This window comes from Bacillus sp. SD075, from assembly GCF_017355165.1.
Taxonomy (GTDB): domain Bacteria; phylum Bacillota; class Bacilli; order Bacillales; family DSM-1321; genus Peribacillus.
The window spans coordinates 1-11,849 of record NZ_JADILK010000017.1; the positions used below are offsets into that span (position 1 = coordinate 1).

Below are 11,849 nucleotides of genomic sequence, written 5' to 3' on the forward strand. Positions count from 1 at the left end.
GAAGCAGCCATCAGGCTGCTTCCCCCTTCTATCTCCGATCTAACTCGCTTTTTTCTCATCGATGGATTTAGCGGCACCCCAAATTTCGGATGCCCATTCAGGATGGTCGATGAATGGGTTGCGGTTATTTTGCCAGTCATAAATGACATCATTGCGATGGCTCTCGAAATCGTCGACTGGATCGAGATCATTCCACTTCAAAAGTGTCGATAACTTTCCATGAAGCGGCTTCGGATACGTATTGACTGTATCGGATAATTCAAGATCCAACTCACCGTTTCCTTCATATCGGACGGCCATGTAGAATAACATCCTTGCTATATCGCCTTTAACATGGTCTGGCGGCTCCCATGAATCTGAATCAAACTTACATTCACATCCACTATATGTTTGACCGCCTTCGTCGAAATCAAGGTGGCCTCGTTTACCATTCACTGTCACATCAGCGGGACGGAGGTGGTGAAGGTCTGTCCCGGGACCTTTGCCTGTCCCAAAATCACCGTGGGACTTTGCCCAGACATGTTCACGGTTCCATTGTCCGGTATTGCCCCCATTCGCGTTTTTCGAAATGGATTTTCCAGAGTAAAGCAAGATGACATTCTGTTTGTTCACCGGATCTTCATCCGTTTCTTTAAGGGCATTCCACACTTGATCATAAGATAACATCGTATGTCCCTTAATAATCGAGTGCAGAACCGACTTCAATTCCGTTCCCGTTTTTCCTGCCGCCGTTTCGTAATAATCTTCAAGTGGCTTATCATTCGATACGGTCAACGTGAAACGGGCAACCGTTTCCGATAGCTGGTCCTCGGCCTTGACTGCAACAAGGTATGTTCCAGCCTCAATTGCAGGTAGGGTTAATGTCCGTCCGGAGACTGTACCGATGGTGGATGAAAAGGCCAGCTTATCTCCGTCTGGATCTGAGAAATGCTTACTCAAATCGATGGTGACCGTGGAACCGGCTTTCACTTCAAGGTTTTTCAGTTTTTTCGTTACGACGGGCGCCTGATTTTTAGGTTCGAAAGGGGAAGCAATTGCTTCCCCTTTCGAATTGACAAACTTGATATTCGATGTGTCAACACCTTCTGTTACCGACCATTTCTGAACGTTTTCAGCGCCCCTGATTTCTTTTACATGGGCGTTGTCAATGATGACATCCTTCACCGCCATGCCTCCAAAATCAATGATTGCGCCTTCCTTATCCGGTTTTATCGTCACAGCTGCATTCTTCAGCCCAAGGCCTTTGAGTACAGCATATGAACCTTTTAAGCAAATACCTTCTTCGATGTTGGATGTTTCGTCAAGATCGATCAAAATACTAGGTGAAGCAATCGTAAGTCTTTTCGTTTTAACGTCTGTTACATGATACGTTTTTTCTGGAGCAGGAGATTCAACACCACCTGATTCAGATAACGAGGTTGAAATCAATACAGGGTCATGATCGCTCGCCCTTCCATGAGCTTCCATGAAGGATGAGTTAATATGGACAATATCGACTTTCGTGGCCGCAGCCATTTTATTCGATACCAAGATATGGTCCAGTACTTGTGAATTGCCTTGATATGTGTAAGAATAACGTTTTTCAAAAGGGACTTTCTCGATCATATTGGTTAGATCTTTGCCCTTTAACGTTTTAAGCGGTGCCGAAAATTCAAAATCATTAAAGTCTCCAAGCAAGACGATATTCGCTTTGGCATCCTGTGACTTGATATCACTGACAAACCGATTGACGATGGAGGCAATTTGAAGCCTTTGCGTTTCACTAGATAGGAAAGGAGGCTGGTTTTTGCCGAATAAAGGCTGGTCACCGCCCTTGGAATTAAAATGATTGGCCACCACCACTACGCTTTCGCCCTTAAATTCGAATTGAGCGGCTAAAGGCTTCCTGCTTGAAGTGAAGGCGGGATCGGTAGGCTCGATTCGTCCAGGGTTCAACGTAAGTTTTCCATCTTTGAAGGCCACGGGCTGTGTTGCCGTTCCTTTCGTTCCCTCAGTCAACTTGACACGGTCCACATTATATAAAAAACCTACACGGATATTCCCGCCGGGTGCCCCGCCATCAAGTTTATCTTCTGGAGCGATATCGATGAATTGATATTGCGGACCGCCCAGCTCTTTTATTTTTTCGGTTAACTTCTTGGCACTTTGAGCAGAATCCGTTGTCCCGCTATCTGTTGCCCCATCATTATCTTGCATTTCCGTTACGCCGATGATATCGGGTTGTTTAAGATTGGTGATGATGGATGTTGCGATCGTTTCAACTTTCGAATTAGCGGTTTGAGTGGAGAAATTCTCTATATTATAGGAAGCGATCGATAGCTTATCAGCATCCTTTTCTAAAGATGTCACTTCCCGATCCGCACCGCCATCCTTTAGCGCAGGCAGCTGAGCTTTATCCGTCACTACCCTATAGTTGCTATATCCATAGCTGATGACCCCCGTAACCGAGCCTTCAAAGGAATCACCCGTTTTCGCTGCATATGATTCATCATTTATATCGAGGGTAATTCTTTCAGGATTGAAATCCGTTTCCGTTATTTTGACGCCTCCAACTGCAGTCGTCGTTTCCATATTCCCTGGAATCACGACCAATTCACCATAGTCTTGAGGAGCAACCACTTTCGGGTTATATACTTGCACGAGCATTCCTTCCAGACTCTCGTAGAAATCGATGCCGTCTTCACTTGGATTAAAGTCTGTCAATCTATCGTCATCGATGTTCTCAGACGGAGGAATGACATCTTTTCCAATGACGATCGGTTCTGGCATTGCTGCAGTGCCAAGCTTTTCAATCGTCGTATTAGTCAATTCAGTCGTTGGCAGATCAGTCGTTTTCATTTCAGCGTACCCTTCGATATACCACTCTACGACCTTACCTGCCACTTTGACATGATCTCCCGCTTTTAGACCATGTACTTTGTTGTACACTAGTATTCCCTCGGAAGTCGTTAAATCCTTATCCGGGTTGAGATCTTGGATGTAAAAGTTATTTGCATCTTTTACATATGTGACGACACCTTCCACACCTGAGACGAGTTGATTTTCATATGATGAAAAATGATCCAACCCCTGAATGTCACGAATCTTCACTTCATGGGTTTTGGTTACGGTATAGGCAAATGTAAAAACTTCCGATATCCTGTCATTGACGGCGATTGCCTTGATGACAGTATCTTTCGTTAAAATGATAGGTTCTGTGTACAAGGCACTTGAAGACGTCGGTGTGGATCCATCCAGCGTATAGTGGATTTTCGCTTCTTCCCAACCAGATTCAAGTGATACTTTTGTATTTTCACTAACCGTACCAGGGAAAATATCCGTGAATACGGCTGGTTTGTTCACCAGTTCATAATCTTCAATACCACGCGGCTTCAACTGATACATGTCATTGAACTTCGATCCGATTCCAGTTACGGAAATGACATCCCCTACTTTAAAGCTATTCAGGAAATCCTCATAACTCGAACCCGTCCGGTTATCATGGCGAACGATAATCGATTTCCCTTCAGTATCTTCTGCCTTGAATTCGAAAGTTCCGTATGTTCCCGATGCCGCCAATTCCGTAATGGTCGCTTTTTCAATGGTGACCAGCTCACCTTGTGTTTCCTCATTGACGCCAGATGCATCAATTTTTTTGATTTCAGGAAGTTCATTCCCGGAAGAAACGACTTCAAGGGAGGTTGGTTGGATTTGTAATTCCTTATTATAAGCGGATACTTTTCCGATCAAAGTAACCTTATCCCCTTGCTTTACATCCGCAGGCCACGAGGAACCATAAACATATAGCCCAGCCGTTCCATCTTGGATATAAAAGCCTTTTCCTCCCCAATAACCAAGCCCCGTGGTGACCACCCCATCGACCTGCACTACATCTTCGGTATTCGTGCGCGCCTCGGCAATGGAATCCAGAACCTTCACATCAGGCTGTTCAGGAGTTGTTCCCCCATCAGTGATGATCTTGTAATCCGTTGCAGATTTCAGACCGGGTACTGAAAAGTACTTTTCCAGCTTTCCCGTAATCGTGACCTGCGCTTTTAGTAATTCTGGATGTTCGACCAAATTCAAGGCCGTTCGGATATTTCCGGCCGGAAGCTGAACAGGCATGATTTTCTTAACATCCGTTTCATTCGGACTATCGGCAATACCCATGTTCGTACTTTCAGTAAAAGGCGATGTTTGTTGATAGCTTGTACCGCTTTTAGCTGTACCGACGATGTATCCCATCACCGTCGCCGTCCCACTGTTATTATTAATCGCTTCCATTACTGATATTGTCCCTACCGCTTTTACAGCGGCATTATTTGGAAAAAATGTTGACAGAACTATCAGTATGGCAATGAAAAGCTTACTTATCCCTTTCTTCTTCAAGCTCTCAACCCCTCCAACTTTTTTTCTTAGGCTCAGGAATCATTTGAATACCGCTTAAAGAATGGTTTCGCCATTCACCGTGACACCGCTCATGCCCACGTTCTTACCGTTAAGTCCCGATAAATCCAAATTACCCCCGACTGTAACCTGTGAAAAAGTAAAGTGATCCGGAGGAGTTCCTGTTAATGTAAGATTCCCTTTAACCACTGCATTTTCCAATGAAGTAATATCCGTTATGTCCACAACTACATCACCTTCATGTGTTTTTGGTGCATCAGCCTTTCCGCCAAAGTCCTTGGCCAATACCACAGTCGGGTCTGTATTGCTCCCGGCAACATCCTTGATGCGCCCTTCGATGCTTGGATCGACAGTTTTCAGCCCGCTTACATAATCCCGTAAATTCTCCCAATCAGCGAGTCCGATATCGGTCACTCTTCCTTCTTCATAAGCCTTCTTGAAAACGGTGAATCCATCTCCGCCTTTGGCTGTAAAAGCATTGGTCGCCACGACATATTCCTTCGTTGAAGCCAATTCGGAATATGTTCCATCTTGTCCCAGGACTTCAACCTTTGTGACACGATTGCCTGCTTCCTTCGAACTGTCGTAGCTGAATTTCATTCCAGAAACATGCAGGAATCCGCCATTTTCTTGAGGAGCGAGACTTATACTATGCTCTAATGCTTCATTGATTTCTGCACCCGTAAGCTTCATCGTCGCTAACGTATTCCCAAACGGTAAAACGGTTAGGATTTCCCCTAAAGTGATCTCACCTTGATCGATGCCAGCTCGGATGCCCCCACCATTTTGGAAAGCTATGACTGCATCCTTATTGAATTCTTTCGCTTTACTGAGCATTCCATCCGTAATTAAATTTCCCAGTTCCGTTTCATTTTTGCGAACGCTCGGCTTCGTTGCATCTCCTGCATCACGCGGTGTTTCCAAGGCTTTCACAGCAGATGCCCCAGTCTTCGTTTCCTTCAGCTCCTTAATCTTAGAGGAGTATGTTTCGAGCACTTTTGCCGCTTGCGCATCATCCTGTTTATCAGAAAGCTTAATCAGCTGACCGGCTTGTCCAACAATCTTGCCTTCCTTATCGAAATTCACATCGACCGTTCCTAAATAGTCGCTATATTGATACCCTTGAACGATGACAGTCGGCTCTTTCATTTTCCCTTTATCATCTTTGTCGACAACAATGGGGGCGTCTAACTGCGTATGGCTATGTCCGCCCACAATCACGTCGATGCCCTTGACCTTGGCAGCTAATGTTAAATCATTGTCATAAGCCGCATTGTCATCATAACCAATATGAGATACGGCAACTATCTTATTGACACCCATGCCTTTGAACGCCTTGACCGCTTTTTCGGCTTCTTCCAGATAGTTTTCAAATTCTATATATCCAGGGCTTGAAATATCTTTCGTCTCTTCAGTTGTAAGTCCGAAAAAACCTACCTTTTGGCCATCCACTTGTTTTACGATTCCATTGTATATCTTCCCTTGCTCTGGCTTACTTGAAATCAAGTCCGAGAATAGTCCCTTGAACTTATCATCTTTGGAGAAATCCACATTTGAACTGACAAATGGGAACTGTGCCCCTTTAATGAAGTCAGCCAAAGCTTGATGGCCTTCGGCACTTGATCCCAAATCAAACTCATGATTCCCGAATGTCATGACGTCATATTTCATTAGATTCATGAAGCGAAGATCCGCTTGCCCTTTGAATTCATTAAAATAGAGAGTTCCCGAGAATACGTCACCAGCATCAACCAAAAGAGCTTGCGGTTTACTCTTACGCACTTCCTTAACAGCCGTCACCCTTTTGGCCACATTATCCAAGTGGGCATGGGTATCATTCGTATGCATCAAGGAAAGCGTGATCGCCTTCGCTGGATTTTTCAAGGCATCTTCAGCGGCAGCGACTTTCTTATCCGCCAATGCTATTTTCAATAGGAATTCCTTTCGGTCCGACTCCTTTATTCCATTTAAATTAATGGATGCTTTCGCCTTTTTAGCCGCGTTTATTTGTTCTTTCGTTTTAAGTTCCCCATTGGCAAGTGCTACATAGGCATTGACCCGTTTTGCCACTTCTTTTTTCTTTTCTGCATATACCGCATCATCATACTTCCCTTTCACTTCTTTAACATAGGCGTGTATGGCTTTTCCGAGCTTGGATGTTTTGCTGACCTTTTTCAACTGCGCAGAAACGGTTTGCATCCGCTTGTCCGCGGTCTTTAAATCACCCTTCTTCACCCAGTAAGCAGCTTTTTCATAGTAGTACGGGACTTTCAAGTCACCATTCAAAGACGTTTTGGTCGATTTAGTGAATTTATCATATAGGAGCTTTTCGATTTTCGCACCGTAAACGGTATCTTTAATATCTTTATCTGTCTTTTTTACGGCTTTATCCAGTGCTTCATATTGATTCCTGATATCAATTGATTTCTTGGCAAGTATTGAATTCGTAAGGGAGCTAACCGATTTACCATGTGCAGCCTTTGCCTTCTCAGCCGCTTTATACCCTTTTACATAACCTTCTGAACGAGTGATGTACTTATCATAAGCTTCGATTTCTTTGTATTTGGCATCTTTTTCTTTTTTGCTTAACATTGATTTTTTAATGGTAGAGTTGATGTCTTTTTTTGCTTGTTTTGCAGACTTGATTTGTTTTTCAACAGTGGACACTGAAGCGAGTTTTGAAGTGTAGAAATAGGTGTCGAATGGTTTTTTGATGGCGGCCTTGGCCGTTTTAATTTTACTATTCAGGCTAGTGGCAGCATCCGAAGGTGCCGGTGCCACTGCTACGATCGTTGTCGCAGCCATTATGGTAGCTGATGCAATTTTTACGATTTTCTTTTTCCCCATTATAGTAATCCTCCCATAAGTTCTATACTGGCATAACATTCAGCTAACTTTTCCATTTAATTGACACGCTTTTCCAAAAATTAAATCCCGACAAATTTACTTACCCATGCACAAATCCACCCTACTTTTTTTCCTCTAAAGATCCGTGCATCTCCTATATTACAACAAAATAATCCATTTTTAAAACAAATTTACAATACTACACGGAATATTAACAGAATATTTTCATTTTGATCACCCCAAAATACCTAGTAACAGATTGATGATATATCAATAAAACGATCTAGTGGTAAAATAGCATCAATTCTTCATGCAACCACCCTTGTTCTTTATACCTGATTTACCGAAAACAAAAAAAGAGAGGGATTAAAATTTCTCCCACTCTTTATTAATTCAACATAAACTTCCAATATTTTCACCATTAATATTTCCAACATCAATATTTTTGCAAAGATATCTAACAAGCAGAGACAGCATGACTCCCTTTTTTAAGCTGGATAATACAGGATCATGCTTAATCGAGTTAACGTGTCCCCTGAATTATGGTAGGAATGCGGTCTGTCAGCCTTGAATCTGATAGAATCTCCATTCCTTACTGTATATTCTTCGTTATTTACACGTACAGTCACTTCCCCTTCAAAAACAGTTATGTGCTCTTCAGTTCCTTCTCTATGCGAATCGGAACTAAGGAATCCACCTTTTTCTATCTCGACTGAATATACTTCAAAGCGCTTCTCATCTTCAAAAGGAAAGTGGGGATAAACTCGATATTTACCGTTATCTTCAGATAATGATTGAATTTCACTTTTTAAAATAATTTTTGTATCTGGCTGGGGACTATTTATCAGGGAAGAAAATGAAATCTTTAATCCATTGGCTATTTTCCAAATGGTTGTGATCGTAGGGCTTGATCCTCCCCTTTCAATTTGTCCGATCATCGTTTTGCTTACTCCGGTTAATTCAGCAACCTTTTCAAGACTTAATTTCTTACTTTCCCTGATAGCTTTTAAATTGTTTGCAATAATAAAATTTATTTCTTCCATAAAAATTCTCCTTATTTACAATATAACGTCGGCATTGTACAATAAAATGGAAGTCGTTATAATGTTCCTTTTGGTCATTATAGCATACAAAGGGGAGTCAACCATGCCTTTACTATCTTTTTTGCTATTTGTTTTTGTTACAAGTTTCACTCCAGGACCAAATAACATCATGGCCATGTTATTTGCGAATAAGTACGGGTTAAAAAAGACGATTAAATTTTGTTTCGGGGTAGGTGCCGGTTTTTTTGTAATCATGTTATTGTGCAGTTATTTTAATGTTTTGCTTGAAAATTTCATACCAAAGATTGAATTTACCATGACTATCCTAGGTGCAATTTATATGCTGTATCTGGCCATAAAAATCATTTACAGTTCAAATAAAGATAAGGACGATAATGATGACAGGAACAACAGCTTCATAGCGGGCATGCTTTTACAATTCATTAATCCAAAAGGCATCTTATATGGCATCACTGCAATATCGACCTTCATACTACCTTATCACTCTACAAATTCCAGCTTACTATTCTTTTCATTATTTCTGGCCTCTGTTGGTTTTATGAGTACGTTCTGTTGGAGTATGTTCGGTTCGGTTTTTCAAACATTCTTATCAAAGTATCGAAGTCAATTTAATGTAATCATGGCTTTGTTATTAGTTTATAGCGCGTTTTCGATCCTTGTTCACTAAAAAAGGGGAATGGGGGGAGAGACTCCTGCGGGAAACGCGCGTCCAAGGGCGATCCCGCAGGCGCACAGGCGTTGAGGTGGACCGCCTGTGGAAAAAGAGTGCCTGGAATGGAAATCAACGTTCGAGATCCCCCCAAAAAAATGTATGCATTAAATGGTTAAGTTCCCTTCGAATATTGTCACGGCATGGCCAGAAAGTTTAACTGTGTCTCCCGTTACTTCAACCTTCAATAGTCCGCCTCTTTTCGATGCCTGATAGGCTATGGTGATACTTTTGTCCAGTTTGCTTTTCCAATAGGGGCCGAGACAGCAATGGGCCGAGACCGTTACATAATCTTCGTCAAGGCCTTGGGCAGGGGAAAAGAAACGCGAAACGAAATCATATTCACTGCTATCCGATTGACTCGTTACAATGATGCCCCGAATCGGCATTTGGGCAATGGAATCGATATCCGGCTTTAAATTCCTTACGATTTCTTCTGATTGAACTTCGACTAGATAATCCCATTTGTTTTGTCCAACATACGCAGGCACAACACCTAAAGCTTTAATCAATAATTCAGGGGCAGCGATTTCCTGCTCGATTAATGACGGAAATTCCAACTGAACCATTCCATCCACGAATTTTGCAGTAAACAGCCCGCTTTTCGTCTGATAGACAATTGTTTCATCTCTTGGTACGTATCCTTTCTCCCACAAAAAGAAAGAGCTTGCCAGCGTCCCATGTCCACAAATCGGTATTTCAATGGAAGGTGTGAACCAACGCAGCTGCCATTCATCTTTATGACGGTTAATAAAGGCAGTAACAGGTATATTAATCTCTTTAGCTACTCGCTGCATCCACTCACTGTCACTTTCCCCGGTAAGTAGGCAGACTGCAGCAGGGTTTCCTTTAAAAGGTTGATCTGTAAACGTATTAATGATGGTTAATTCCATAAAAAGTGCCTCCTTAAATGGGATTGTCCGTAATATATTTCCACAATGAAGAACACATTTCCTTTAATAATTACCTTTACCTGTTTTTTAAGAATTCTCTTTATCTCATTAAAAGGAAAAGACCACCATATGAACTGCACCCCCATGGTTAGACACCATCTAACAATGGGAGGTGCTTTTTTATGACAAAATTTTCATTAGAGTTGAAATTAAAAGCTGTCCTTGCTTATTTAGAAGGAATGGACTCATTTAGAACTGTAGCCAATCCATTTAATAGCAGTTTGACTCCTTTAAAGCAATGGGTGGCGCATTATAAAGAACATGGGATAGAAGGGCTAATGTCTACCTATAAAAATTATGATATTAGCTTTAAGATGGATGTACTAAACTATATGAACGATTTTGGAGTGTCTTGTACCTATGCAGCTGCTGTGTAAAACATTGCTTCTCCTTCCACTATGCCTAATTGGCTAAAGCTAAGGAGTTGACGCTCTTGACCTCAATCGTAATTTTAAGGCAACAAAGCCAAATCAAAAATGGGTCACGGACGTCCCGCAAAGGAAATGGTTTAGACAATGCCGTCATAGAAAACTTCTTTGGCTTACTGAAATCGGAATTACTTTATTTACAGAAGTTCGACAGCATGGAGCCTTTCAAAAAAAGAACTGAAAGATTATATCCATTATTACAGTCATAAACGAATCAAAGTAAAATTTAAAAAGCATGAGCCCTAGATTACCGGGTTCATGCCCTCAAGGTTGCCTAATTAAATAAAGCGTCTAACTTTTTGGGTTCACTTCAATAGCGGTCTTTTTCTTTTCTGTATTTTTCCACTCATTCAGATTTCAATATGGCATCCTCGATCAAGCCCCTGGATTACTTATTCATATTTATTTCTTTATGGACTCTGATTGTAAGCGGTTGTTAACGTTCATATAAAAATCCGGTAATTCCTCAAGTGCATTTCGAAAAGTTAATAGGATCTTATCGATTCCAATTGCTTGAAGTTCCTGAATTTTGCTTACGACCGATTCGTAACTACCGATCAACCCTGTCCTGAATCCTTCATTATTAGCAACAAAATCACTAATTGAGGAGGCATTTTTCCACATTCCTTTCGTATCTTTACGGTTTTTGAACTGTGCTATCGCCGTATCATCTGCCTGTTCGATAATATACCGATATTCGCTTCTTGCCTCCTCTTCCGTCTGTCTGGCAATGACAAACGCATTAACGGCAAATTTCACTTCACGACCATGATTTTGCGCTACAGCATTTACATAATTCATTTGTTCTTTCAACTCATCTATGGAAGCTCCATTCATAAAGTAATAATCGGAGAATTCCCCGGCCATCTCTTGGGAAGCCTGAGAATTTCCACCTTGATAGATTGCTGGATATGGTTTTTGAATGGGTTTCGGTGCCAATATGGCATTCTTTATTTGATAATAGTCCCCTTGAAAAGAAAATTCATCGGACGTCCACAATCCTTTTAAAACTTCTAGGTATTCCCTTGAACGCTTATAACGCTCTTCATGCTTAATCCATTCTATCCCAAACATTTCTTGCTCTTCTTTAAACCAACCGCTGACCAAATTTATGTGGAATCTCCCATTTGAGATAATGTCGATGCTTGAACTCACTTTTGCGAGGGTCGCAGGGTGAATGAATCCCGGTAAAACCGCAGCAATAAAATGAACGTTTTCGGTATCCCCTGCCAAAGCGGTAATGACTGATAAAGGATCAAGTTGACCTCTATCCGTCGAGCTACCTCCAATATTGCCCACATAGCGAATGGCATAAAGGATGGAATCCACTTGTAGCTGGTCTGCCATTTTAGCGAGTTTCCGATTATATTCCATACTTCCATCCGTATTTTGTTCTACGTTTGCCCGCAAGAAACCACCTGATAAATTAGCCCCCCAGATTGAAAACTTCATATTCTTCCCC

General features: G+C 41.8%; 7 protein-coding genes and 1 pseudogene. 3 read left to right on the forward strand and 5 right to left on the reverse strand.

Translation table 11 applies throughout. From position 1 onward, the window contains the following. Positions 1 to 39 precede the first annotated feature (39 nt). From IOC57_RS13405 to IOC57_RS13415, 3 genes are all read right to left on the reverse strand, one after another. Positions 40 to 4,368, reverse strand: coding sequence for an endonuclease (locus IOC57_RS13405; protein WP_207439203.1), 4,329 nt, complete (start codon positions 4,366 to 4,368; stop codon positions 40 to 42). Between the two features lie 54 nt (positions 4,369 to 4,422). Continuing rightward, positions 4,423 to 7,233: a bifunctional metallophosphatase/5'-nucleotidase gene (locus IOC57_RS25910; RefSeq protein WP_286184836.1), complete on the reverse strand. Its 2,811-nt coding sequence runs from the start codon at positions 7,231 to 7,233 to the stop codon at positions 4,423 to 4,425. 488 nt (positions 7,234 to 7,721) lie between these two features. After that, positions 7,722 to 8,276, reverse strand: coding sequence for a helix-turn-helix domain-containing protein (locus IOC57_RS13415; protein ID WP_207439204.1), 555 nt, complete (start codon positions 8,274 to 8,276; stop codon positions 7,722 to 7,724). Positions 8,277 to 8,379: 103 nt separating this feature from the next. On the opposite strand from IOC57_RS13415, the gene IOC57_RS13420 reads away from it, so the two are divergent. Further along, complete coding sequence (locus tag IOC57_RS13420; RefSeq protein WP_207439205.1) at positions 8,380 to 8,964, forward strand: LysE family transporter; 585 nt, start codon at positions 8,380 to 8,382, stop codon at positions 8,962 to 8,964. 149 nt (positions 8,965 to 9,113) lie between these two features. Here IOC57_RS13420 and IOC57_RS13425 read toward each other — a convergent pair whose 3' ends face one another. Next, positions 9,114 to 9,899 (reverse strand): PhzF family phenazine biosynthesis protein, encoded by a 786-nt coding sequence (locus tag IOC57_RS13425; protein ID WP_207439206.1) that lies wholly within the window; start codon positions 9,897 to 9,899, stop codon positions 9,114 to 9,116. Between the two features lie 182 nt (positions 9,900 to 10,081). On the opposite strand from IOC57_RS13425, the gene IOC57_RS13430 reads away from it, so the two are divergent. After that, positions 10,082 to 10,336, forward strand: coding sequence for a helix-turn-helix domain-containing protein (locus tag IOC57_RS13430; protein ID WP_207439207.1), 255 nt, complete (start codon positions 10,082 to 10,084; stop codon positions 10,334 to 10,336). A 113-nt stretch (positions 10,337 to 10,449) separates the two neighbouring features. Beyond that, positions 10,450 to 10,665 (forward strand): annotated as a pseudogene (locus IOC57_RS13435) (IS3 family transposase); the annotation flags it as partial. 124 nt (positions 10,666 to 10,789) lie between these two features. Here the strand turns inward: IOC57_RS13435 and IOC57_RS13440 are convergent. Continuing rightward, positions 10,790 to 11,839, reverse strand: coding sequence for an LLM class flavin-dependent oxidoreductase (locus tag IOC57_RS13440; protein ID WP_207439208.1), 1,050 nt, complete (start codon positions 11,837 to 11,839; stop codon positions 10,790 to 10,792). Positions 11,840 to 11,849: the final 10 nt, after the last annotated feature.

Bases quoted from the DNA above. Each gene is read 5' to 3' on its own strand.
- IOC57_RS25910 (WP_286184836.1), bottom strand. From the start codon at position 7,233: ATGGGGAAAAAGAAAATCGTAAAAATTGCATCAGCTACCATAATGGCT.
- IOC57_RS13415 (WP_207439204.1), bottom strand. From the start codon at position 8,276: ATGGAAGAAATAAATTTTATTATTGCAAACAATTTAAAAGCTATCAGG.
- IOC57_RS13420 (WP_207439205.1), top strand. From the start codon at position 8,380: ATGCCTTTACTATCTTTTTTGCTATTTGTTTTTGTTACAAGTTTCACT.
- IOC57_RS13425 (WP_207439206.1), bottom strand. From the start codon at position 9,899: ATGGAATTAACCATCATTAATACGTTTACAGATCAACCTTTTAAAGGA.
- IOC57_RS13430 (WP_207439207.1), top strand. From the start codon at position 10,082: ATGACAAAATTTTCATTAGAGTTGAAATTAAAAGCTGTCCTTGCTTAT.
- IOC57_RS13440 (WP_207439208.1), bottom strand. From the start codon at position 11,839: ATGAAGTTTTCAATCTGGGGGGCTAATTTATCAGGTGGTTTCTTGCGG.